This is a genomic window from Streptomyces sp. NPDC026301, assembly GCF_055567935.1.
On record NZ_JBVHPN010000011.1, the window covers coordinates 95187 to 119668 of the forward strand.

At 72.1% G+C, this 24482-nt stretch carries 20 protein-coding genes; 16 read left to right on the plus strand and 4 right to left on the minus strand.

Annotated elements, in window-relative coordinates; translation table 11 throughout:
- Positions 1 to 79: 79 nt before the first annotated feature.
- The 4 genes from ACZ4MH_RS20685 to ACZ4MH_RS20700 form a co-directional block, all read right to left on the minus strand.
- Complete coding sequence (locus tag ACZ4MH_RS20685) at positions 80 to 2530, minus strand: transglutaminase TgpA family protein (protein WP_467754619.1); 2451 nt, start codon at positions 2528 to 2530, stop codon at positions 80 to 82.
- Entirely contained in the window at positions 2527 to 3993 is a 1467-nt protein-coding gene (locus ACZ4MH_RS20690; protein ID WP_467754620.1) for a DUF58 domain-containing protein, read from the minus strand. The genes ACZ4MH_RS20685 and ACZ4MH_RS20690 overlap by 4 nt, the downstream gene beginning before the upstream one ends.
- Positions 3993 to 4991: an AAA family ATPase gene (locus tag ACZ4MH_RS20695; protein ID WP_351601854.1), complete on the minus strand. Its 999-nt coding sequence runs from the start codon at positions 4989 to 4991 to the stop codon at positions 3993 to 3995. Before ACZ4MH_RS20695 ends, ACZ4MH_RS20690 begins: the two co-directional genes overlap by 1 nt.
- A 353-nt stretch (positions 4992 to 5344) precedes the next feature.
- The gene (locus ACZ4MH_RS20700; RefSeq protein WP_351601852.1) at positions 5345 to 5905 is read right to left on the minus strand and encodes a beta-class carbonic anhydrase; all 561 of its coding nucleotides are present in this window, start codon (positions 5903 to 5905) and stop codon (positions 5345 to 5347) included.
- 469 nt (positions 5906 to 6374) lie between these two features.
- Here ACZ4MH_RS20700 and rsmH point away from each other — a divergent pair, with 469 nt between their 5' ends.
- The 16 genes from rsmH to ACZ4MH_RS20780 all read left to right on the plus strand — a co-directional run bounded on the left by rsmH (position 6375) and on the right by ACZ4MH_RS20780 (position 24445).
- A complete protein-coding gene (rsmH, locus tag ACZ4MH_RS20705; protein ID WP_351601851.1) occupies positions 6375 to 7337 on the plus strand; it encodes a 16S rRNA (cytosine(1402)-N(4))-methyltransferase RsmH in 963 nt (320 codons plus the stop codon).
- Positions 7334 to 7825 (plus strand): cell division protein FtsL, encoded by a 492-nt coding sequence (gene ftsL / locus ACZ4MH_RS20710; RefSeq protein WP_351601849.1) that lies wholly within the window; start codon positions 7334 to 7336, stop codon positions 7823 to 7825. Before rsmH ends, ftsL begins: the two co-directional genes overlap by 4 nt.
- 69 nt (positions 7826 to 7894) lie before the next feature.
- Positions 7895 to 10114 carry a peptidoglycan D,D-transpeptidase FtsI family protein gene (locus ACZ4MH_RS20715; RefSeq protein WP_467754621.1) on the plus strand — a complete coding sequence of 740 codons (2220 nt, stop codon included), beginning with the start codon at positions 7895 to 7897 and terminating at the stop codon, positions 10112 to 10114.
- The gene (locus tag ACZ4MH_RS20720; RefSeq protein ID WP_467754622.1) at positions 10111 to 11826 is read left to right on the plus strand and encodes a UDP-N-acetylmuramoyl-L-alanyl-D-glutamate--2,6-diaminopimelate ligase; all 1716 of its coding nucleotides are present in this window, start codon (positions 10111 to 10113) and stop codon (positions 11824 to 11826) included. The genes ACZ4MH_RS20715 and ACZ4MH_RS20720 overlap by 4 nt, the downstream gene beginning before the upstream one ends.
- 62 nt (positions 11827 to 11888) lie before the next feature.
- A complete protein-coding gene (locus tag ACZ4MH_RS20725; protein ID WP_351599364.1) occupies positions 11889 to 13316 on the plus strand; it encodes a UDP-N-acetylmuramoyl-tripeptide--D-alanyl-D-alanine ligase in 1428 nt (475 codons plus the stop codon).
- Positions 13317 to 13321: 5 nt separating this feature from the next.
- On the plus strand, positions 13322 to 14386 hold the full coding sequence (gene mraY, locus ACZ4MH_RS20730) for a phospho-N-acetylmuramoyl-pentapeptide-transferase (RefSeq protein WP_351599369.1): 1065 nt from the start codon (positions 13322 to 13324) through the stop codon (positions 14384 to 14386).
- The gene (gene murD, locus ACZ4MH_RS20735) at positions 14383 to 15798 is read left to right on the plus strand and encodes a UDP-N-acetylmuramoyl-L-alanine--D-glutamate ligase (protein WP_351599363.1); all 1416 of its coding nucleotides are present in this window, start codon (positions 14383 to 14385) and stop codon (positions 15796 to 15798) included. Before mraY ends, murD begins: the two co-directional genes overlap by 4 nt.
- A 60-nt stretch (positions 15799 to 15858) precedes the next feature.
- Positions 15859 to 17217, plus strand: coding sequence for a putative lipid II flippase FtsW (ftsW, locus tag ACZ4MH_RS20740; protein WP_467754623.1), 1359 nt, complete (start codon positions 15859 to 15861; stop codon positions 17215 to 17217).
- 6 nt (positions 17218 to 17223) lie between these two features.
- Complete coding sequence (murG, locus tag ACZ4MH_RS20745) at positions 17224 to 18315, plus strand: undecaprenyldiphospho-muramoylpentapeptide beta-N-acetylglucosaminyltransferase (RefSeq protein ID WP_351599362.1); 1092 nt, start codon at positions 17224 to 17226, stop codon at positions 18313 to 18315.
- 25 nt (positions 18316 to 18340) lie between these two features.
- Positions 18341 to 19189, plus strand: a complete 849-nt coding sequence (locus ACZ4MH_RS20750) for a cell division protein FtsQ/DivIB (protein WP_467754624.1) — start codon at positions 18341 to 18343, stop codon at positions 19187 to 19189.
- Between the two features lie 275 nt (positions 19190 to 19464).
- Complete coding sequence (ftsZ, locus tag ACZ4MH_RS20755; protein ID WP_351599361.1) at positions 19465 to 20688, plus strand: cell division protein FtsZ; 1224 nt, start codon at positions 19465 to 19467, stop codon at positions 20686 to 20688.
- A 13-nt stretch (positions 20689 to 20701) separates the two neighbouring features.
- Positions 20702 to 21451, plus strand: coding sequence for a peptidoglycan editing factor PgeF (gene pgeF / locus ACZ4MH_RS20760; protein ID WP_467754625.1), 750 nt, complete (start codon positions 20702 to 20704; stop codon positions 21449 to 21451).
- Positions 21452 to 21454: 3 nt separating this feature from the next.
- Positions 21455 to 22174: a YggS family pyridoxal phosphate-dependent enzyme gene (locus ACZ4MH_RS20765; RefSeq protein WP_351599359.1), complete on the plus strand. Its 720-nt coding sequence runs from the start codon at positions 21455 to 21457 to the stop codon at positions 22172 to 22174.
- Positions 22175 to 22298: 124 nt separating this feature from the next.
- On the plus strand, positions 22299 to 22919 hold the full coding sequence (locus tag ACZ4MH_RS20770; RefSeq protein WP_351599358.1) for a cell division protein SepF: 621 nt from the start codon (positions 22299 to 22301) through the stop codon (positions 22917 to 22919).
- Between the two features lie 64 nt (positions 22920 to 22983).
- Positions 22984 to 23280, plus strand: coding sequence for a YggT family protein (locus tag ACZ4MH_RS20775; RefSeq protein WP_052865840.1), 297 nt, complete (start codon positions 22984 to 22986; stop codon positions 23278 to 23280).
- A 49-nt stretch (positions 23281 to 23329) separates the two neighbouring features.
- Positions 23330 to 24445: a DivIVA domain-containing protein gene (locus tag ACZ4MH_RS20780; RefSeq protein ID WP_351599357.1), complete on the plus strand. Its 1116-nt coding sequence runs from the start codon at positions 23330 to 23332 to the stop codon at positions 24443 to 24445.
- The last annotated feature ends 37 nt before the right edge of the window (positions 24446 to 24482 follow it).

Genomic DNA, 24482 nt, shown 5'->3' on the forward strand with positions numbered 1-24482 from the left:
GTCTGAGACCTCTGCGATCTGAGACTTCTGTGAGTGGTGTGGACCGACCCCGAAGAACCGGGGGTCCGGCCCACACCACTCACTCATGTCGGGCCCATGCCGGGCGGAGGCGGTCGAAGGCGGCGGAGGTGCGGGCCGAGGCGGCCCACAGCAGGCGGACGGCCGAGCGCGGGGCCAGTACGGCGCGCAGCCGCTGCCGCCGGGAGGCCGCGTCGCGCAGCCCGGCGCGCACCCGCCGCACGTCGTCGGCCAGGCCGGGCGTGGCCTGCGGGTGCGGTGCGTAGAGCGCCTGCTCCACCGAGCCGGCCATCCGGTGGGCCGCCTCCGCGGCCGGTCCCGTCAGCTCGCCGACCCGCACGATCCGCGCGGCTGCCTTGCGCGGGGTCAGCGCGTCGTCAGGGACGATGCCGTAGTCCCAGCCCGAATCCACCAGCTCCCGCCAGGGACCGAGGACGCCGGCCGCCGGGCCACGGGGCCGGGCCGTGCCTGGGCGGTGGGCGCGGGTCCGGGCGTCGCCCAGGCGGCGGGCGCGGGTCCGAGTGGCGCCGAGGCGGCGGGCGCGGGCCCGTATCCGCCAGAGCAGCGGGACCGCCGGCAGCAGCAGGACCAGCAGGACGAAGAGCACGCCGCCCGCGACCGTCCCCGGCGCCGGCCCGTCGTCGGCCGGGCCGCCGCCGGACTGCTGGGGCAGGGCCCCGCACTCGGAGACCCGCCGCTGGTCCGGCGGGCAGCTCCCGCCGTCCGCCGACGGCTCGGGGCGCGGCGCCGCGGTGCGGCCGGGCAGCGGCTCGGCCCGGCCGGGATCGTCCTCGGCCGGCGCGTCCGCGGAGATCGTGTAGTCCGGCACGCTGCCCCGGCTCGGCGTCGGCTCGAAGCGCGTCCAGCCGACGCCTTCGAAGTACAGCTCGGGCCAGGCGTGCGCGTCCTTCAGACCGACCGAGTACGAGCCGTCGGCACGCTTGCCGCCCGGCGTGAAGCCGACCGCCACCCGGGCCGGGATGCCGAGCGTGCGGGCCATCGCGGCCATCGAGAAGGAGAAGTGGACGCAGAAGCCCTCCTTCTGCTTCAGGAAGCGCGCGATCGCCTCCGTGCCGCTGCCCGCCCGGACCTCGGTGTTGTACGTGAAGCCGCCGTTCAGCGCGAACCAGTCCTGGAGCCGGACCGCCTTCGCGTACGCCGAGCGGGCGCCCCGCGTCACCTGCCGTGCCGTCCGCTGGACCACCGGGGGCAGCGAGTCCGGAACCCGGGTGTACTCGCGCCGCAGGGCGCGGCGCGGCGGCGGCGCCTCGGCCAGCTGCCGGGCCGTCGGGCGCACGATCTGGCTCTCGACCTCGTACCGGACACCGCGGGTGTTCTGTCCGCGGTCGCCGACGAGGGTGCGGCCCTCGGGCTCGAAGCGCCAGCGGCCCGGGATGCCGATCCGGGACGCGGGATAGGGCATCGGCAGCCAATTCTGCGCATACCACTTCGCGGTGGAGACCGAGGTGTTCACCGCGGTGGTGTCCACGTCGGGCGCGAGGCCAGGCGGGTCGGGCAGCCGGTCCGGCACGTCCACGACCGTGCGCTGCGACGGCTTCCAGGCCGCCCCGTCGAACTGGTCGAGCGCGACGATCCGCAGATACAGGTCGCGGGTGTCGGGGGTCGTCGTGCGGTAGTTCAGCACCTCCCGGTCCTCGGGCTGGTTGAGGCTGTTCTGCAGGGACACCAGGGGATTCACCGCGGAGATCGTGCCGCCGTCGGCCCCGGGACGGCCGCGGCCGCTCATGTCCAGCAGCCCGCCGCCGAGCGTGGGCAGCGCGGCCGGGACGACCAGGGCGATGCCCAGGGCGAGCGCGCCGATCCGGCGGCCCGTGCGCACCGGGGCGGGCGCGGGCCCGCCCGCAGGGACGAACCCGGTGCCCCCGGAGGCGTACGGGCGGCCCGCCGTCGTCGGGCCGCCGCCGAACACCCGGCCCCACCGGGACAGCCGGTCCCGGCCCTCGGCGAGCAGCAGCAACAGATAGCCGGCCGCGGCGACCAGGAACCACAGCCAGCCCGCGCCGTCCTTGGACAGCCCGGCGGCGACGGAGTACAGCGCGAGCAGCGGCAGGCCGGCGGGGGCCGCGCTGCGGTACGTCACCGCGAGCGCGTCCACGACCAGGCCGATCAGCAGCACGCCGCCGACCAGCAGCAGCCGGATGCCCGTGGTGACCGGGGCCGGGATCGCATACCGGCCGACGTCGTCGGCGCCCTCCTGGAGGAGCTGGCCGAACTCCCGGAAGGCGTCGGGGCCCGGCAGCAGTCCGGCGACGGCCTGACCGCGGGTGAACATCAGCGTGAGCAGTACGAGCCCGGTCAGGGCCTGTACGGAAACGGTCAGGGGGCGGGCCAGCGGGACCCGGCGGGCCAGCGCCCCGACCGTGGTCACCAGCCCGAGCAGGATCACCGCCTGGAACATCCAGCCGATCGGCTCCACCAGCGGCAGCAGCGCGCAGGCGGCGCCGAGCGTCGCCACCATCGCGCACACCGCGAGCCGGGCCCGGCCGCTCATCGCTCGGCCCCCTCTCGCCCGGCGGCGGCACCACCGGGCGGCACCCCGCCGCGCGCGGCCGTCCGCCGGGCGCGCGCGGTGTCGGCGAGCCGCCACAGGGCGGGGAGGGTGTCCTGCGGCCGCACCGCGAGGGCCGTCCAGCCGGCGTCGTCGAGCAGCCGCAGGCGGTCGGCCAGGGGGAGCGGGGCGGGACCCGCACCGGACTGCGGGGGCGCCGCGGCACCGCTCCAGGTCTCGCCGTCCAGGACGAAGGCCACGGCGGAGCCGCTGCGCCGGCGCATCCGTGCCGCCAGCGCGGCCTGCTCCTCGTCCAGCTCGCCGAAGAACGCGATCAGCAGACCTTCGTTGCCCCCGCGCAGGACGTCGTGCGCCCGGGACAGGCCGGGCTCCTCGGAGTGGTCGACGACGGCCAGCGTGTCCAGGAGGAGGCCCGCCGCGTCCGCCGAGGCGCCGCCGCCGGAGAAGCCGCCGGCGCCGTCCGGACCAGGCACGGAGCTGCCGGTGTCGGTCAGCAGGCGTACCGAGAAGCCGCGCTCCAGAAGATGCAGCGCGACGGAGGCGGCACCGGCGACCGCCCATTCGAACGGGGAGTCCGGTCCGGCGCCCTGGTGCGCCGCGCTCCGAGTGTCCAGCAGGATCGTGCAGCGGGCCTGCTGGGGCTGCTCCTCGCGGCGGACCATCAGCTCGCCGTAGCGCGCGGTGGAGCGCCAGTGCACCCGGCGCAGGTCGTCGCCGTGGCGGTATCCGCGCGGGATCACGTCGTCGTCGCCGGCCAGCGCGAGGGCCCGGTGCCGCCCGTCGCCGTACCCCGACGCCTCACCGGCCAGCCGGACCGCGGGCAGCGGCTCGACCCGGGGGACCACCGTCAGGGTGTCGTGCGCGCTGAAGGAGCGGGTCAGCTCGCACATGCCGAACGGGTCGGACAGGCGCAGCTGCAGCGGCCCCAGGGGATAGCGGCCGCGCAGGTCCGAGCGGACGCGGTAGGACACCTCGCGGTGGCCGCCCGCCTCCACCCGGTCCAGGACGAAGCGCGGTCGCGGCCCGAGGACGTACGGCACGCGGTCCTGGAGCATCAGCACGCCGGTGGGCAGCCGCGAGACGTTCTCGACGCGCAGCCGGACCCGGGTCTCGGCCGCGGCGGACACCCGCGCGGGGGAGAGGCTGCGGCTGCCCGCGACCCGATAGCGGGTGCGGTACAGCACGGCCACGCAGACCAGGGGGAGCGAGGCCAGCAGCAGACCGACCCGGAGCAGGTCGGCCTGGCCCAGGACGTACGAGCACACCGCCGCGGCGACGCCTGCCGCCAGGAAGGACCGCCCGCGCGTCGTCAGCCCGCCGAGCGCGTCCCGCAGCCCGCCGGCCTCCGGCAGGCCCGCGGCCGGAAAGCCGCCGCTCTCCGGTGCCCCCGGCTCGCCGTACTCCCGGCCGGCCGCCGCCGGCGCCTCGGTCCCCCCGCCCCGCATCAGTAGCTCCGGGAGGCAGGCGGCCACTGCGCCGAGGGATCGGGGACCGGGGTGTGGTGCAGGATCTCCAGGACCACCTGCTCGGCCGAGCGGCGGTTCAGCTGGGCCTGGGCGGTGGGCAGCAGGCGGTGCGCGAGGACCGCGCCGGCCAGCGACTGCAGGTCGTCCGGGAGGACGTACTCCCGGCCGGCGAGGGCTGCCGCGGCCTTGGCGGCCCGCAGCAGATGGAGCGTCGCGCGCGGGGAGGCGCCGAGCCGCAGGTCGGGGTGGTTGCGTGTGGCGGCGACCAGCTCGACGGCGTATCTGCGCACCGGGTCGGCGACATGGACCGTGCGCACCGCCTCGACCAGCTTCACGATCTCGTGGGCGTGCGCGACCGGCTGGATGTCGTCCAGCGGGGACCTCCCGCCGTGCACGTCCAGCATCTGCAGCTCGGCCTCCACGCTCGGATAGCCGATCGAGACCCGCGCCATGAAGCGGTCGCGCTGGGCCTCGGGGAGGGGATACGTGCCCTCCATCTCCAGCGGATTCTGGGTGGCGACCACCATGAAGGGGCTCGGCAGCGCATAGGTCTGCCCGTCCATGGTGACCTGGCGCTCCTCCATCGACTCCAGGAGCGCGGACTGGGTCTTGGGGGAGGCGCGGTTGATCTCGTCGCCGATGACGATCTGGGCGAAGATCGCGCCCGGCTTGAACTCGAAGTCGCGCTGCCGCGGGTCGAAGACGCTCACGCCGGTGATGTCCGAGGGCAGCAGGTCGGGGGTGAACTGGATGCGCCGCACCGAGCAGTCGACGGACCGGGCGAGCGCCTTGGCGAGCATGGTCTTGCCGACGCCCGGCACGTCCTCGATGAGGAGGTGGCCCTCGGCGAGCAGCACGGTCAGCGCCAGGCGTACGACCTCGGGCTTGCCCTCGATCACGCCCTCCACCGACCGGCGGACGCGCTCGGCTGTGGTGGTCAGATCGCTGAGGCTCGCTCGCTCGTCATAGGTCGTCACCCGGCCCTCCTCGGCCCTTCCCCGCGCTCACGAAAAGCGGGGGTTCCCCAATTCAGGGCCGGTGCCGCTTTCCCGGTCCGGCCCACCCCGATGGCGCGACGCCCCCGGCCGGGCCGGGAACAACGTCACGTACGCATTCTTGCCGCCCGCGCGGCTTCGCGTCATGGGCTGTGGATAACTCGGAACCGTCCGCACCGGTCACCGCGCGGCGCGAGGCGGGGCGCGGCGGCCGGAAAACGCGTTCGCCGGCACGTCGTCGACGTGCCGGCGAACGGCGGAGCGAGCGGGGTGGGAAAGGGCGGCGGAGGCCCGGGCCGGAGGGCGGAGGCGCTACGCCACCGCCCGGTCCCGGCTCAGTCCTGCGGGTCGATCTCGCGCAGCTTGCCCGTCTTCACGTCGAAGACAAAACCGCGCACGTCCTCCGTGTGGAGCAGGAACGGCGACGTACGGACGCGCTGCATCGACTGGCGTACGTCAGCGTCCAGGTCCTTGAACGCCTCGACCGCCCAGGTCGGCCGCTGCCCGACTTCCTCGGCCAGCTCGTGGCGGAAGTCCTCGGTCAGGGTCTGCATGCCGCAGTTGGTGTGGTGGATGAGCACCACGGAGCGGGTGCCCAGCGCACGCTGGCTGATCGTCAGGGAGCGGATGATGTCGTCGGTGACCACACCGCCCGCGTTGCGGATGGTGTGACAGTCGCCGAGCTCCAGACCCAGCGCCTCATGGAGGTCGAGCCGGGCGTCCATGCAGGCCACGACGGCGACCTTCAGGACGGGACGGGCGTCCATGCCGGGGTCCGTGAACTCGGCGGCGTATCGGGCATTGGCCTCGATGAGGCGGTCGGTGACCGTACCGCCCGAAAGGGCGGCTGCGCGGTCGTCGGACGGGGACGGGGCCTGCGACGCGGATATCGACATAGCTTTAAAGGTAATCGCCGCAGCTCCGGGCCGCTCCATGTGAGGACGGGCATAGCGGGTCATCGAGCGTGCTTGTGAGGTAACCCACAGAAACGGGTGGCGTTGCCCCGTACGGGTGAAATCAATGATCGTCAAGGCCCGGGAGGGCGCGGCCCGGAGGCGTCCGGCGGCCGTGCGGGGACGCGCGCGACCGGTTGGTTGACCGAAGGGATGAGTGGACTAAAGTGACGCGAAGTGGGAGGCGTGAGACTCTCCTTGGATCCCGAATCCCGCGCGCGGGGAACCGCACGTGCGGTTCGGTCTCCTCCCGCTCCACCGGCCATCCGACGTCACTTCCCCGTCGGCGGACGGCCGCTTCCCCTTCAGAGCGGGCGGGGACCAAACAGTACGTGCGGCCTCCGTCGGCCAACGGCAGGTGGGCACCTTCCCCGCGGGGGCGGTATCCGCCGCCCTCCTCATCGGAAGGCGCATGAGCAGCAGCAATACCCGCCACGTCCCCGTCATGCTCCAGCGCTGTCTGGACATGCTCGCCCCGGCGCTCGCCGAGCCCGGTGCGGTCGTCGTCGACTGCACGCTCGGTCTGGGGGGACACAGCGAGGCGCTGCTGTCGACGTTCCCCGCCGCGCGCCTGATCGGCCTGGACCGCGACACGTCAGCACTGAAGCTCGCGGGGGAGCGGCTGGCCCCCTACGGGGACCGCGCGACCCTCGTGCACGCCGTGTACGACGAGCTGCCGGACGTCCTGGAGCGGCTGGCCGTACCGCGCGTCCAGGGGGTGCTGTTCGACCTGGGCGTCTCCTCGATGCAGCTGGACGAGGCCGACCGCGGCTTCGCGTACGCCCAGGACGCCCCGCTGGACATGCGGATGGACCAGACGACCGGGATGAGCGCGGCCGAGGTCCTCAACACCTATGCGCCGGGCGAGCTCGTACGCATCCTGCGGGCCTACGGCGAGGAGAAGCAGGCCAAGCGCATCGTCTCGGCGGTCGTGCGGGAGCGCGAGAAGGAGCCGTTCACGAACAGCGCGCGGCTGGTCGAGCTGATCCGGGACGCGCTGCCGCAGGCCGCCAAGCGCACGGGCGGCAACCCGGCGAAGCGCACGTTCCAGGCGCTGCGCATCGAGGTCAACGGCGAGCTGTCGGTCCTCGAACGCGCCGTGCCGAACGCCGTGCAGGCGCTGGCCGTCGGCGGCCGGATCGCCGTCCTCTCGTACCACTCGCTCGAAGACCGGCTGGTCAAGCAGGTGTTCGCGGCGGGCGCCGCCAATACCGCGCCGCCCGGGCTGCCGGTCGTACCGGAGCAGTACCAGCCGCGTCTGAAGCTGCTGACCCGGGGCGCGGAGCTGCCCACGGAGGCGGAGATCGCGGAGAACCGCAGGGCGGCGCCGGCCCGGCTGCGCGGCGCCGAACGCATCCGGGAGGACAACGCGTGACGGGCTCCGGGCGGCTTCGCGGTACGGGGGGCGGGCGGCTCGCCGCCCTGGTCCCCTCCGGTACGAGCACGGCGGCGCGCACGCCGTTCGTGCTGCTGGTCGTGGTGCTGCTCGGATCCGGCCTGATCACGCTGCTGCTGCTGAACTCCGCGCTCAACCAGGGCTCCTTCGAGCTGAGCAGGCTGGAGAAGCAGACCACGGAACTGACGGACGAGCAGCAGGCGCTCCAGCAGGACGTGGACGGTTACTCGGCGCCCGGCTCGCTGGAGAAGCGGGCCCGCGGCCTCGGCATGGTGCCCGGCGGCAACCCGGCCTTCCTGGGCCCGGACGGCACGGTGCGCGGCGCGCCCAGCGAGGCCACGGAGCAGCCGGCCGTGATGCAGGCGCCGCAGAGCCGCCCGCCGGCCCTCTCCGGGACGCGCACGCCGTCCGGAAGCCCGTCCGGTACCGCCGCTCCGCAGCCCTCCCCGACGGCCGCCGGCGGGTGACCTCGTGACGCAGGACGCCGCGCTCGCGGACGCATCGCCCGCAGACCGGACGGAGACGGAGGGGGAGCAGTGAGCGAACCGAGGGACCCCAGGGACCCCGAGAACCGGCGCGATCCGCGGGCCCGGCGCGGCCCCGCCCGCCCGGGCACCCCCGGGCGCCGCGTGCCGCGCCCCTCCCAGGGCGGCGCGTCGCCCCGGGGCGAGGGCCGCCCCGCCAACGGACGCTCCGCCGCCCAGCGGCCGGCGGACGCCAAGCGCCCGGCGGACGCCCGCCGCGACCCGAAGCGCGCCCCGTCCGCGAATCGTTCCTCCCCCCAGCGCCCGGCCGCGGCGCCGAAGCGCCCGGCACCCGCGCCGAAGCGTCCCGCCGCCGCACCGAAGCGCCCGGCACCCGCTGCGAAGAAGCGCCCCGGCGGCCCGCCCCGGCCGCCCCGCCCCCGTACCGCCGCGCCCGCCCCCATCCGCCTCGGCAGCCCCCGCCCGCGGCTCCGCCTGGTGGCGGTCGCGCTGACGCTGGTCATGCTGGTCTTCGCGGTGCGGCTGTTCCAGGTGCAGGCGGTGAACGCCGACGCGTACGCGGCCAAGGCCAACGTGAACCGGTACGTACCGGTCACGCTTGCCGCCGAGCGCGGCGCGATCACCGACCGGGACGGCGTGGACCTGGCCACCACCGTGGACGCGTACGACATCACCGCCGACCCCAGCCTGCTGGCGCCCGGCAAGATCAAGATCGACGACGCGCCCCAGAAGGCGGCCGCGCTGCTCGCGCCGATCCTCGGCGAGAAGCAGAAAGAACTGGCCGAAAAGCTCGCCAAGCCCCGCTCCCGTTACGTCCTGCTCTCGCGCCGCCAGAGCCCCCAGGTCTGGAAGCAGATCAAGGACCTGCGCAACGCGCTGGACGCCAAGGCGCAGGCCGCGCCCAAGAGCCACCCGCGGCCCAACGTCCTGCTCGGCATCTTCGCCGACGAGCACAGCAAGCGGGTGTACCCGAACAAGGAGCTGGCCTCCGGAGTGCTCGGGTTCATGAACTCCGAGGGCAAGGGCGCCGGCGGCCTCGAAGCGAGCCTGGACAAGAAGCTCGCGGGCAAGGACGGCAAGCTCGTCTACGCGCAGTCCGGGGGCCGCCGGGTGCCCACCGCCGATACCCAGGAGCACCCCGCCGTGCCCGGTACGGACGTCGAGCTGACCCTCGACCGGGACATCCAGTGGGCGGCGCAGGAGGCCATCACCAAGCAGGTCGAGAAGTCGAAGGCGGACCGGGGCTACGTCGTCGTCCAGGACACGAAGACCGGCGAGATCCTGGCGCTGGCCAACGCCCCCGCCTTCGACCCGAACGACATCACCCGCTCCGACGCCGACGCGCTCGGCAACGCCGCGCTGAGCGACGCTTTCGAGCCAGGTTCGACCAGCAAGCTGATGTCGCTGGCGGCCGTGCTGGAGGAGGGCGCCGCGACGCCGTCCACGCACGTCACCGTCCCGAACCGGCTGCACCGCGGCGACCGGCTCTTCGCCGACGACATCGACCACCCCACCTGGCACCTGACGCTGAACGGCGTGCTCGCCAAGTCCAGCAACATCGGCACCATCCTGTCGGTCGAACAGCTGGGCAAGACCCAGCGCGAGGCGAACCAGGTGCTCTACTCGTACCTGCGCAAGTTCGGCATCGGGCAGCCGACCGGGCTGGGCTTCCCGGGCGAGACCCCGGGCATTCTGGCCGCGCCGGGGGACTGGAGCACCTCGCAGCAGTACACGATCCCCTTCGGGCAGGGCCTCTCGCTCAACGCCGTGCAGGCCGCCTCGGTGTACTCCACCATCGCCAACGGCGGCGAGCGGATCGCGCCCACGCTCGTCCGCGGTACCAAGGGCCCGGACGGCCGGTACGCCGCCGCGCCGAAGCCGAAGAAGACCCGCGTGGTGAGCCCGAAGACCGCGAAGACGCTCGCCAGGATGCTCGAATCCGTGGTCGACGACCAGGAGGGCACCGGCACCGCCGCGAAGATCCCCGGCTACCGGGTCGGCGGCAAGACCGGCACGTCCAACCGGGTGGATCCCAAGACCGGCCGCTACCACGGCTACACGGCCTCCTTCGCGGGCTTCGCACCCGCCGACAAGCCCCGCATCACCGTCTACTGCGCCGTACAGAATCCGACCAGCGGAAGCTACTTCGGCGGCCAGGTCTGCGGGCCGATCTACAAGCAGGTCATGCAGTTCGCGCTGAAATCGCTCCAGGTGCCGCCGACCGGTGCCGAGGCGCCGCGGCTGCCCGTCAGCTTCAAGCCGGGCGAATGAGGCGATTCGTGATGACCATCACTCCGGATGCGGGGAACCACTCGCGGCCGCGTCCCTCGCTTCGCCCCGAGGCCCATGGGCCCGGTACGCTCACCGCCGTGTCACATGCTGATCAGTCCCCCAATGCCCAGCAGGACGGCCCCGGCAAACACCCCGGCCCGCCCCGCCCCGAGCACGTCCGGCCCATCCCGCTGGCGGACCTGGCGCACCAGCTGGGCACGGCCGTGCCGGCGGCGGAGGCCGCGGTCACCGGCATCACGCACGACTCCCGCGCGGTACGCCCCGGTGACATCTACGCCGCGCTGCCCGGCGCCCGCTTCCACGGCGCCGACTTCGCCGCGCAGGCCGTCGAGCTGGGCGCCGCCGCGATCCTGACCGACCCCGGGGGCACCGAACGGGCCGCCGCGACGGGCCTGCCGGTCCTCACGGTCGACAACCCGCGGGCCCGGATGGGCGCGCTGGCGGTGACGATCTACGGCGACCCGGGCGCGGAGCTGCTGCAGATCGGCATCACGGGCACGTCGGGCAAGACCACGACCGCGTACCTCATCGACGGCGGCCTGCGCGCCGCCGCCGAGAAGGCGGGCGGGGGGCTTACCGGTCTGATCGGTACCGTCGAGTCCCGGATCGGCGACGTGCGGCTGAAGTCGGAGCGGACCACGCCCGAAGCCACCGACCTGCAGGCGCTCTTCGCGGTGATGCGCGAGCGCGACGTCCGGTCGGTCGCCATGGAGGTCTCCAGCCACGCCCTGGTACTGGGCCGGGTCGACGGCTGCGTCTTCGACGTGGCGGTCTTCAACAACCTCAGCCCGGAACACATGGAGTTCCACACGGGCATGGAGGACTACTTCCAGGCCAAGGCGCAGCTGTTCACCAAGGCCCGGTCGCGGGCCGCCGTGGTGAACTTCGACGACGAGTACGGCCGCCGGCTCATCGAGGGCGAGTCCGAGGTGCCGGTCACCTCGTTCTCCGCCGAGGGCCACCCGGACGCCCACTGGCGCGCCGCCGACGTCGAGGTCGGCACGCTGGGCTCGACGTTCACCGTGCACGGCCCGGACGGCGTGACCGTGCGCGCCGCGTCGCCGATCGCCGGCCCCTTCAACGTCGCCAACGCGCTCGCCGCCATCACGGCACTCGTGGTGGCCGGCGTCGACCCGCAGACCGCCGCCGACGGTGTGGCCGCCGTGCCCGGCGTCCCCGGCCGCCTGGAGCGGGTGGACGCGGGCCAGGACTACCTCGCGGTGGTCGACTACGCGCACAAGACGGACGCTGTCGAATCGGTCCTGCGCGCGCTGCGCAAGGTCACCGAGGGCAAGCTGCACGCCGTACTGGGCTGCGGCGGCGACCGGGACCGCACCAAGCGCATGCCGATGGGCGCCGCGATCGCCCGGCTCGCCGACACCGCGGTGCTCACCAGCGACAACCCACGTTCCGAGGATCCGCTCGCGATCCTCGCCACCATGCTCGCGGGCGCCGCCGACGTGCCGTCCCACGAGCGCGGCACGGTACTGGTCGAGGAGGACCGGGCCGCCGCCATCGCCGCCGCGGTCGCCCGCGCGGAGCCCGGCGACACTGTCATCGTCGCCGGCAAGGGCCACGAGCAGGGCCAGGACATCGCCGGAGTGGTTCGCCCCTTCGACGACCGCCAGGTGCTGCGCGAGGCCATCGAGAGCTCACTGAAGTTGCAGCAGCAGCACGATCACCAGGGATGACACACCGCCATGCGCGCACAACCCCCATCTCGGCAGCTCCAGTCCCCGGCCGGAGGTGACCTGTGATCTCCCTGTCCCTCGCCGAGATCGCGGACATCGTCGGCGGGCGGCCGCACGACATACCGGACGGCTCGGTCCTGGTCACCGGCCCCGTCGTGATCGACTCGCGGGCCGTGACCGACGGCGCGCTGTTCGCCGCGTTCGCCGGTGAGCGGGTCGACGGACACGAATTCGCGGCCATGGCCGTGGAGTCCGGCGCGGCGGCCGTACTGGCCGCCCGCCCCGTCGGCGTGCCCGCGATCGTGGTCGACGACGTCGTGGCCGCGCTCGGGGCGCTGGCCCGCGAGGTCGTCCGGCGCACCGGCGCGGACGTCGTCGCGCTCACCGGGTCGGCGGGCAAGACCAGCACCAAGGACCTCATCGCGCAGCTGCTGCAGCGCAGCGGCCCGACGGTGTGGCCCGAGGGCAACCTCAACAACGAGATCGGCCTGCCGCTGACCGCGCTGCGGGCCGAGCCCGGCACCCGCCACCTCGTCCTGGAGATGGGCGCGCGCGGCGTCGGCCACATCCGCTACCTCACTCAGCTGACCCCGCCCCGCATCGGGCTCGTCCTGAACGTCGGCAGCGCCCACATCGGCGAGTTCGGCGGCCGCGAGAAGATCGCCGAGGCCAAGGGCGAGCTGGTCGAGTCGCTGCCCGACGCGAGCGAGGGCGGCATCGCGATCCTCAACGCCGACGACTCGTACGTACGCGCGATGGCGTCGCGCACCAAGGCCCGTACGGTCTTCTTCGGCGAGTCCGCGGACGCCGACGTGCGTGCCGAGGACGTCCGGCTCACCGACGACGGCCGCCCCGCCTTCACGCTTCACACACCCTCCGGGTGCAGCGCCGTGATCCTGCGGCTGTACGGTGAGCACCACGTGTCGAACGCGCTCGCCGCGGCCGCCGTCGCCCACGAGTCGGGCATGCCCGCAGACGAGATCGCGTCCGCGCTCTCCGAGGCAGGCACGCTCTCCCGCTGGCGCATGGAGGTCACCGAGCGCGCGGACGGCGTGACGGTCGTCAACGACGCCTACAACGCGAACCCCGAGTCCATGCGGGCTGCGCTGCGCGCACTCGTGTCGATGGGCAAGGGGCGGCGTACGTGGGCGGTGCTCGGTCAGATGGCCGAGCTCGGCGAGGACGCGCTCGCCGAGCACGACGCGGTCGGGCGGCTCGCCGTCCGGCTCAACGTCAGCAAGCTCGTGGCAGTAGGGGGGCGGGAAGCCGCCTGGCTGCAAATGGGCGCTTATAACGAGGGTTCGTGGGGTGAGGAGTCGGTGCACGTGTCCGACGCACGGGCGGCGGTCGACCTGCTGCGCAGTGAACTGCAGCCGGGAGACGTGGTGCTGGTGAAGGCGTCCAGGTCGGAGGGGCTGGAGCGGGTCGCGGCCGCATTGCTGGACGATGCGGCAGGCAACGGTGCGCAGGGCGGGGCCGCCACCCGATGAACACGATGAAGCAGATCCTCTTCTCCGGAATGATCGGGCTCTTCCTGACCCTGATCGGCACTCCGCTGCTGATCAAGCTGCTGGCCAAAAAAGGCTACGGGCAGTTCATCCGCGACGACGGACCGCGGGACCACCACAGCAAGCGCGGTACGCCCACCATGGGCGGCATCGCGTTCATCCTGGCCACGATCATCGCGTACGCGCTGACCAAGGTGATCACGAGCGCCCAGCCCACCTTCTCCGGTGTGCTGGTGCTGTTCCTGATGGCCGGCATGGGGCTGGTCGGCTTCCTCGACGACTACATCAAGATCGTCAAGCAGCGTTCGCTGGGCCTGCGGGCCAAGGCGAAGATGGCCGGCCAGCTGATCGTCGGCATCGCCTTCGCCGTGCTGTCCCTGCAGTTCGCGGACCTGCGCGGGCAGACCCCGGCCTCGGACCGGCTCTCCTTCACCCAGGACTTCGGCTGGCAGATCGGCCCGGTGATCTTCGTGATCTGGGCGCTGTTCATGATCCTGGCGATGTCCAACGGCGTGAACCTCACCGACGGCCTCGACGGCCTGGCCACCGGCGCCTCGGTGATGGTCTTCGGCGCGTACACCTTCATCGGCATCTGGCAGTACCAGGAGTCCTGCGCCAACCAGCTCACCGCGGGCCCCGGCTGCTACGAAGTGCGTGACCCGCTCGACCTCGCGGTCGTGGCCTCCGCGCTGATGGGTGCCTGCTTCGGCTTCCTGTGGTGGAACACCTCGCCCGCCAAGATCTTCATGGGGGACACCGGCTCGCTCGCCCTCGGCGGCGCGCTCGCGGGCCTGGCGATCTGCTCCCGCACGGAGCTGCTGCTGGCCATCCTCGGCGGCCTCTTCGTGCTGATCACCATGTCGGTGGTCATCCAGGTCGGCTCCTTCCGGCTCACCGGCAAGCGGGTCTTCCGGATGGCGCCACTCCAGCACCACTTCGAATTGAAGGGGTGGTCGGAAGTCCTTGTGGTGGTCCGGTTCTGGATCATCCAGGGCATGTGCGTGATCGTCGGCCTCGGCATCTTCTACGGCGGCTGGCAGGCCGCCAAGTGACCGGCCAGGACTTCGCCGGGCAGCGCATCACCGTCGCCGGCCTGGGCGTGAGCGGCATCAGCGCCGCACGCGCCCTGGCCGGGCTCGGCGCCCACGTCACCGTCGTGGACGGCGGCGACGGCGAGAAGCAGCGGGCGACCGCGGCGGAGCTGGAGAAGTCCGGCATCGCCGTACGCCTCGGCGACGGCGAGACGCTGCCCGAGGGCACAGACCTCGTCGTCACCTCGCCGGGCTGGAAGCCCTCCAGCCCGCTCTTCGCGGCCGCCGCCGAGGCGGGCGTGGACGTCATCGGGGACGTGGAGGTCGCCTGGCGGCTCCGCGGCCCCGACGCGGCGCCCTGGCTCGCCATCACCGGTACGAACGGCAAGACGACCACCACGCAGATGCTGGCGTCGATCCTGGCCGCCGAGGGGCTGCGCACCGCCGCCGTCGGCAACATCGGGACGCCGATCATCGACGTGGTGCTCTCCGGCGAGTACGACGTCCTCGCGGTGGAGCTCTCCAGCTACCAGCTGCACTGGGCGCCCTCGGTACGGGCGCACTCCGCGACCGTCCTGAACCTCGCCCCCGACCACCTCGACTGGCACGGCTCCATGGAGGCGTACGCCGCCGACAAGGGCCGCGTGTACGAGGGCAACACGGTCGCCTGCGTCTACAACGTGGCCGACAAGGCCACCGAGGACCTGGTGCGGGAGGCCGATGTCGAGGAGGGCTGCCGGGCCATCGGCTTCACCCTCGGGACGCCGGGACCCGGCCAGGTGGGCGTCGTCGAGGGCATCCTCGTCGACCGCGCGTTCGTCGAGAACCGGCAGAAGCAGGCCCAGGAGCTGGCCGAGGTCGCAGATGTGAACCCGCCGGCCCCGCACAACATCGCCAACGCCCTCGCGGCGGCGGCGCTCGCGCGCGCGTTCGGAGTGCAGCCCGCTTCCGTACGCGACGGCCTGCGCGCCTTCCACCCGGACGCACACCGCATCCAGCACGTCGCGGACGTCGCCGGAGTGTCCTACGTGGACGACTCCAAGGCCACCAACACCCACGCCACCGAAGCGTCGTTGGCCGCGTACGAGCACATCGTCTGGATCGCCGGCGGGCTCGCCAAGGGCGCCACCTTCGACGAGCTGGTACAGAAGTCGGCGGCCCGGCTGCGCGGCGCCGTCCTCATCGGCCGGGACCGCGCGCTGATCCGCGAAGCGCTCGCGCGACACGCCCCGGATGTGCCGGTCGTCGACCTCGACCGGACCGACACTGGGGCGATGTCCGAGGCGGTACGGGAAGCCGGGAAGCTCGCCCGGCCGGGCGATACGGTCCTGTTGGCACCGGCCTGCGCCTCGATGGACATGTACCTGAATTACAACAAGCGGGGCGACGCCTTCGCCGACGCGGTCCGCGAGCTGGCCGCGCGGGACCAGTAACCGTACGTCCCCGCCCGCGTCGTGGACGTGCGGCGCAGCGCATCTGTGGAGGGGACGAGGATGACGGCCCGACCGGCGAAGGAGGCACCGCCGAGCCCACCGCGTCCGCTGCGCCCGGTGCGGCGGACGCCACCGGGCCCCCGGATGCCGCGGCCCGGGGACCCCACGGGCCCGCGGCGCCTGTACCACCGGGCGAAGCGGGCCTGGGACCGGCCGCTGACGGCGTACTACCTCGTCCTGGGCGGCAGCCTGCTGATCATGGTCCTCGGGCTGGTCATGGTCTACTCCGCCTCGCAGATCAAGGCGCTGCAGTCCGGGCTGTCCCCCACGTACTTCTTCCGCAAGCAGCTGCTCGCCGCGGCGCTCGGCGGCGGGCTGATGGTGCTGGCCACCAAGCTGCCCGTCCGGGCGCACCGGGCCCTGGCGTACCCGCTGATCGCCGGCTCGGTCTTCCTGATGTGCCTGGTCCAGGTGCCGGGGATAGGCGTCGCGGTCAACGGCAACCAGAACTGGATCTCGCTCGGCGGGCCCTTCCAGCTGCAGCCCAGCGAGTTCGGCAAGCTGGCGCTGGTCCTGTGGGGCGCCGACCTGCTCGCGCGCAAGCAGGAGCGGCGGCTGCTGACGCAGTGGAAGCACCTGCTGGTGCCGCTGATTCCGGCCGCTTTCCTGCTGCTCGGGCTCATCATGCTCGGCGGCGACATGGGCACCGCGATCATTCTCACGGCCATCCTTTTCGGACTGCTGTGGCTGGCGGGGGCGCCCACCCGGCTGTTCGTCGGGGTGCTGGCCGCGGCCGGCGTCATCGGCGCGCTGCTCATCAAGACGAGCGCCAACCGGATGTCCCGGCTCGCGTGCATCGGCGCGACCGACCCGGGACCGGGCGACCAGTGCTGGCAGGCCGTGCACGGGATATACGCTCTGGCGTCCGGCGGATTCTTCGGATCCGGTCTCGGCGCGAGTATGGAAAAATGGGGTGAACTCCCTGAGCCGCACACCGACTTCATCTTCGCCATCACCGGGGAGGAACTGGGACTGGCGGGGACGCTGTCGGTACTCGCCCTGTTCGCGGCTCTAGGCTATGCGGGTATCCGCGTGGCCGGACGCACGGAGGATCCCTTCGTACGGTACGCAGCGGGTGGCGTGACCACCTGGATCACGGCCCAGGCCGTGGTCAACATCGGTGCGGTGCTCGGCCTGCTGCCGATCGCCGGTGTCCCGCTCCCGCTGTTCTCCTACGGAGGCTCCGCCCTGCTGCCGATGATGTTCGCCGTCGGACTCCTGATCGCCTTCGCGCGTGACGAGCCCGCGGCGCGGGCGGCGCTGGCCATGCGGCAGTCGGTATTCGCGAGAATGCCGGCTGGGGTGAGACGGAAGACGATGAGACGGCGCGTCAAGAAGCTGCCGTCCGGAGAGCGGTGAATTTCGGTGCATGTCGTACTCGCCGGTGGGGGGACCGCCGGCCACATCGAGCCCGCGCTCGCCCTCGCGGACGCCCTGCGCAGGCAGGACCCGACCGTGGGGATCACGGCACTGGGCACGGAGCGCGGACTGGAGACCCGGCTGGTACCGGAGCGCGGCTATGAACTGGGGCTGATCCCGGCCGTTCCGCTGCCGCGCAAGCCCACGCCCGAGCTGATCACCGTCCCCGGGCGGCTGCGCGGCACGATCAAGGCCGCGGAGCAGATCCTGGAGCGCACGAAGGCGGACTGCGTCGTCGGCTTCGGCGGGTATGTCGCGCTGCCCGGCTACCTGGCCGCCAAGCGGCTCGGCGTGCCGATCGTGGTGCACGAGGCCAACGCCCGGCCGGGGCTGGCCAACAAGATCGGCTCGCGGTACGCCAAGTTCGTCGCCGTCAGCACCCCCGACAGCAAGCTGCGCGACGCCCGTTACGTCGGCATCCCGCTGCGCCGCACGATCGCGACCCTGGACCGCGCGGCGGCCCGTCCCGAGGCGCGCGCCGCCTTCGGCCTGGACCCGAACCTCCCCACGCTGCTGGTCTCCGGCGGCTCGCAGGGCGCGCGCCGGCTCAACGAGGTCATCCAGGCCGCCGTGCCCGCCTTCCAGCGCGCCGGCATCCAGGTGCTGCACGCGGTCGGCCCGAAGAACGAACTGCCGCAGGTCGACAACATGCCCGGGATGCCGCCTTACGTCCCGGTACCGTACGTGGACCGGATGGACCTCGCGTACGCCGCGGCCGACATGATGCTCTGCCGCGCGGGCGCGATGACCGTGGCCGAGCTGTCCGCTGTCGGGCTGCCCGCCGCGTACGTCCCGCTGCCCATCGGCAACGGCGAGCAGCGGCTGAACGCCCAGCCGCTGGTCAACGCCGGCGGCGGCCTGCTGGTCGACGACGCGCAGCTGTCCCCCGAGTGGGTGCAGGGCAACGTCCTGCCGGTCCTCTCGGACCCGCACCGGCTGTACGAGATGTCCCGCGCGGCCGCCGAGTTCGGCCGCAGAGACGCCGACGAACTGCTCGTCGGCATGGTGTACGAAGCGATCGCCTCCCGCCGGAGCTGAGGCGGCCGGGGCAAGGAGAGGGAAAGTGGCCGGACCGAGTATCGCCCGACGGGGCGAGCAGCACCGCGTACCGGCCGACTCTCCCGCCGACTCCGGGGAGCCGGAGGAGCCGCGTGGCTCCGGGCTGCGGCGGCTGCTGCCGCCGTGGGCCGGGGAGCGCGGCCCCGGGCGCCCGCGCCGCCGCACGCTCGTCGCCGCGGCGGTCCTCATAGCGCTGCTGGTCGGCTTCGGTACCTGGGCGCTGTACGGCTCGGACTGGCTGCGCGCCGAGCACGTGACGGTGCACGGTACCGACGTTCTGACGGCGCGTGAGGTCGAGGCCGCGGCCGGCGTCCCGGTGGGGGCGCCGCTCGCGTCCGTGGACACCGACGGTATCGCCGCACGGCTGGCCGACCGCCTCCGCCGCATCAAGTCGGTCGAAGTGGAGCGCTCGTGGCCGGACACCATCTCCCTGAACGTGACGGAGCGGCAGCCCGTCCTGGTCGTCCAAAAGGGCGCAAAGTTCCGTGAAGTGGACGACCGGGGCGTGCGCTTCGCCACCGTCGGTATCGCGCCGCGCGATGTACCCCGGCTGGAAATGGACGCGGCCGATTCGCCGAGCCTGCGCCGTTTCGGTATCCCTGCTCTGAACCGCGCGGCGGTGAAGGTCGCCACCGCGCTTCCCGATACGGTCGGCAAGGACGTGCGCGTCATCCGCGTACGTTCGTACGACTCCATCACCCTGGAGCTGACCGGCGGACGCCGGGTCGAGTGGGGCAGCGAGGAACACGGCACGGAAAAGGCCAAGGTACTCCGCGCGCTGCTGAAAGCGGCGCGTGATGCGCGCCACTTCGACGTGAGCGTCCCCAGTGCGCCCGCCGCGTCCGGGAGTTGACGTACGTACGCGCAGGCCAGCACCCTGGATGGCTACCACTACGGGTGATCACATAGGGTGAAAAGAAAAACGGGAGGTTCGGCGTGTTCGTTGAACGTGCGCCGCTTGTCGACTTAGTGTCTCGTTCCAAAGAACCCAGAGAACACAGGCACTGGTAACCCTAAACTTCAACGTTAGGGTTCGGGTCGGCATTACGGACCGTCCCATCGGCATCAGTCGTTGTCCACAGCACATGTGAGGCACCGACACGTAACTCGAGGCGAGAGGCCTTCGACGTGGCAGCACCGCAGAACTACCTCGCAGTCATCAAGGTCGTCGGCATCGGCGGCGGTGGCGTGAACGCCATCAACCGGATGATCGAGGTCGGGCTCAAGGGCGTCGAGTTCATCGCGATCAACACCGATGCGCAGGCGTTGCTGATGAGCGACGCCGACGTCAAGCTCGACGTCGGCCGTGAGATGACGCGTGGCCTCGGCGCCGGCGCAAACCCGGACGTGGGCCGCAAGGCGGCCGAAGACCACCGCGAGGAGATCGAGGAGGTCCTCAAGGGGGCCGACATGGTCTTCGTGACCGCGGGCGAGGGCGGCGGCACCGGCACGGGCGGCGCGCCCGTGGTCGCCAACATCGCGCGCTCGCTCGGCGCCCTGACGATCGGTGTGGTCACCCGGCCGTTCACCTTCGAGGGCCGCCGCCGCGCCAACCAGGCCGAGGACGGCATCGCGCAGCTGCGCGAAGAAGTCGACACGCTCATCGTGATCCCCAACGACCGACTGCTGTCCATCTCGGACCGCCAGGTGAGCGTTCTTGATGCCTTCAAGTCCGCCGACCAGGTGCTGCTCTCCGGTGTCCAGGGCATCACCGACCTGATCACCACCCCGGGTCTGATCAACCTCGACTTCGCCGACGTGAAGTCCGTGATGTCCGAGGCCGGCTCGGCCCTCATGGGCATCGGCTCCGCACGCGGCGACGACCGCGCGGTGGCGGCCGCCGAAATGGCCATCTCCTCGCCGCTTCTGGAGGCGTCCATCGACGGCGCCCGCGGTGTGCTGCTGTCCATCTCCGGCGGCTCCGACCTCGGTCTCTTCGAGATCAACGAGGCGGCGCAGCTGGTCAGCGAGGCGGCCCATCCGGAAGCCAACATCATCTTCGGTGCGGTCATCGACGACGCGCTGGGCGACGAGGTCCGCGTGACGGTCATCGCCGCGGGCTTCGACGGCGGTCAGCCGCCGGCCCGCCGCGAGAACGTCATCAGCTCCTCCTCCGGGAAGCGCGAGGAGCCGGCGGCCCCGGCGAGCCGCCCGGCCGCGCCCCCGGAGCCCCGCCCGGCCTTCGGCGGCCTCGGCTCCGTTCCGGTGCGCGACGAGGAGCCGGCTCCGGTCGAGTCGGCGCCGGTCAGCGAGGCCCCGGCGGCGCCCCCGGTCGCGCCGCAGGTCCCCCCGGCCCGTCCGTACACGGACACCGCGGCCGAGGAGCTGGACGTCCCGGACTTCCTGAAGTAGCCGAAGACCCGCAGTGATAGGGCAGCAGCACAATGTGCTGAGGAACGATGCGAGCGGCGCGCGCTTCGCCTTCACCGATCGGTGGGGCGGGGTGAGCGCCGCTCCGTATGCCGAGCTCAATCTCGGCGGCGCCGTGGGCGACGACCCGCAGGCGGTACGGACCAATCGCGAGCTGGCGGCCAAGGCCCTGGGCCTGGATCCGGCCGATGTGGTCTGGATGAACCAGGTGCACGGGCGCGATGTGGCGGTCGTGGACGGGCCGTGGCGGGACAGCGACGAGATTCCCTGTGTCGACGCGGTGGTGACGGCCCGTCGGGGTCTTGCCCTCGCCGTCCTCACCGCCGACTGCACCCCCGTCCTGCTCGCCGACCCGGTCGCCGGGGTGGCGGGGGCCGCGCACGCCGGGCGGCCCGGGCTGGTCGCGGGGGTCGTACCGGCCACCGTCGAGGCGATGACCGCTCTCGGCGCGTCTCCCGAGCGGATCGTCGCGTACACCGGGCCCGCGGTCTGCGGGCGTTGCTACGAGGTGCCGGAGGCGATGCGCGCCGAGGTCGCCGCCGCGGTGCCCGAGGCGCACGCGACCACCGGGTGGGGGACGCCCGCGGTGGACGTGGCGGCCGGTGTCGCCGCCCAACTCGCCCGGTGCGGCGTGCGGGTGCGTGAACATTCCCACATCTGCACGCTGGAATCGGCGGACCATTTCTCGTACCGGCGCGACCGCACAACCGGGCGGCTCGCGAGTTATGTATGGCTGGACGGCTGAGCTGTGACGGACCGTAGAACGGAACTGGCCGAGAACCTGGCGCGGGTGGAGGATCGTATCTCCGATGCTTGTGCCAAAGCCGGTCGTAATCGTGGTGATGTGACCCTGATTGTGGTCACAAAGACCTACCCAGCGAGCGATGTCCGTATCCTTTCGGAATTGGGTGTCCGGCACGTCGCGGAGAACCGGGACCAGGACGCGGCGCCCAAGGCGGCCGCTTGCTCGGATTTGCCGCTTACTTGGCATTTCGTCGGCCAATTGCAGACAAATAAGGTCCGGTCTGTGGCCAGTTACGCGGATATCGTGCAGTCCGTGGACCGGGTCAAGCTCGTCACCGCGCTCTCCAAGGAGGTCGTGCGTGCCGGGCGCGAGCTGGACTGCCTGATCCAGGTGGCACTTGACGCCGAGTCGGGTCAGCGCGGCGACCGCGGCGGCGTCGGCCCGGACGGGGTGGCGGCGCTGGCCGACGCCGTGGCGGCGGCCGAAGGGCTGCGGCTGGGCGGCCTGATGACGGTCGCTCCGCTGGCAGGGCAGTACGCGGGCCGGCCGCGGGCGGCTTTCGACCGGCTGACGGAAATCGCATCCGGCCTGCGCGCGGGTCATCCTGCTGCGAAAATGGTGTCGGCAGGAATGAGTTCGGATCTCGAGGACGCGGTGGCCGCCGGTGCGACACATGTACGCGTGGGCACTGCGGTACTCGGAGTCCGACCACGGCTCGGGTAACGTCGCGAAGCAAGTCGGACCACAGCACAAAATATGGTCATTACCGTCAAAAGACGGGCAGGCCGAGTGGATCCAAGGCGACCGGTGACGGAGCCGATCCACCACAGAGCGGAGGACGCAGAGAATGGCCGGCGCTATGCGCAAGATGGCGGTCTACCTCGGCCTCGTGGAGGACGATGGGTACGACGGCCGGGGCTTCGACCCCGACGACGACTTCGAACCCGAACTCGACCCGGAGCCCGAGCCCGAGAGGCGGCAACAGCACCAGCCGCCCACGGAATCACGCCCCGAACGGGACGAACCGGTACGAGTCGTATCGCCGCCGGCGCAGCGCGAGTCTCCGCCAGTGGGTACGGAAAACGGACGACCCGCCCGAATCGCCCCCGTGGCGTCCATCACACCCGAACGTCCGAATCTGGAGAAGAACGCACCGGTGATCATGCCCAAGGTTGTGTCCGAGCGGGAGCCCTACCGCATCACCATGCTGCACCCCCGGACCTACAACGAAGCCCGTACCATCGGGGAACACTTCCGTGAGGGCACTCCGGTGATCATGAATCTGACGGAGATGGACGACACGGACGCGAAGCGACTTGTCGACTTTGCGGCCGGGTTGGTGTTCGGTTTGCACGGGAGCATCGAGCGGGTGACACAGAAGGTGTTCCTGCTGTCTCCTGCTAACGTCGATGTCACGGCGGAGGACAAGGCCCGTATCGCAGAGGGCGGGTTCTTCAACCAGAGCTGAGACGCAACACCGGGCACACCGAGGCCGTGAGGCCGACACAGGCAAGGGGAGAGGGAAGCGCGAGATGGGCATCGCACTGCAGGTGATCTATATCGCGCTGTACTGCTTCCTCATTGTGTTGATCTTCCGGCTGGTGATGGACTACGTCTTCCAGTTCGCCCGTTCATGGCAACCCGGCAAGGCGATGGTGGTCGTACTTGAGGCCACTTACACTGTCACTGATCCGCCACTCAAGCTTCTGCGGCGTGTCATACCGCCGCTGCGTCTCGGGGGCGTGGCGCTCGACCTGTCCTTCTTCGTACTGATGATCATCGTCTACATCCTGATCACCGTCGTGAGCAACGTCGTGAGCAAGTTGTGAACGATACGGTCTTGCCGATTGCCGACGACTACGTTGAGGTGAAGAAGAGATGCCGTTGACCCCCGAGGACGTGCGGAACAAGCAGTTCACGACCGTCCGCCTCCGAGAAGGCTATGACGAGGACGAGGTCGATGCCTTCCTCGATGAGGTCGAAGCAGAACTGACCCGTCTGCTCCGGGAGAACGAGGACCTGCGCGCCAAACTGGCCGCTGCCACCCGGGCTGCCGCCCAGAGCCAGCAGCAGCAACAGGGGATGCGCAAGCAGCAGGAGCAGGACGGACCGCAGCAGCAGCAGCGGCCCGGTGCCCCCGTGCCCGCCGCCATATCGGGTCCGCAGCCGGTCCCGCCCGGCCAGCAGCAGGGGATGGGTGGCCCGCCCCAGCTGCCCGGCGGTGCACCGCAGCTGCCCGCAGGTCCCGGTGGCCACGGCCCCGGTCCGCAGGGCCCGCACGGCGGCCAGATGGGCCCCGGCGGTCCCATGGGCGGCCCGATGGGTGGTCCGCAGGGCGGCCCGCAGCTGCCGCAGCCGGGCCAGGGCGGTCCGGGCGGTGACAGTGCCGCGCGCGTGCTGTCGCTGGCGCAGCAGACCGCCGACCAGGCGATCGCGGAGGCCCGTTCCGAGGCCAACAAGATCGTCGGCGAGGCCCGCAGCCGCGCCGAGGGCCTGGAGCGGGACGCCCGCGCCAAGGCCGACGCGCTGGAGCGGGACGCGCAGGAGAAGCACCGCGTCGCGATGGGCTCCCTGGAGTCCGCCCGCGCCACGCTGGAGCGCAAGGTCGAGGACCTGCGCGGCTTCGAGCGCGAGTACCGCACGCGACTGAAGTCGTACCTGGAGAGCCAGCTGCGCCAGCTGGAGAACCAGTCCGACGAGTCGCTCGCCCCGCCGCGGACCCCGGCCGCCGCTTCGCTGCCGGCGTCCCCGTCGATGGCGTCGGCCGGTGCCGGCTCCATGGGCGGCGGCTCCAGCCACACCATGGGCGGCAACCAGTCCATGGGCGGCCACGGCGGCTCGAACGGCAGCAACGCCCCGTCGTACGGCAGCCAGCAGCAGATGTCGCCGGCCATGACCCAGCCGATGGCGCCGGTCCGGCCGCAGGGCCAGCAGCAGATGCAGCAGGCTCCGTCGCCGATGCGTGGCTTCCTCATCGACGAGGACGACAACTGACGCGGCTGACGCTGCTGCGTCGCACCTAGTCGGCAAT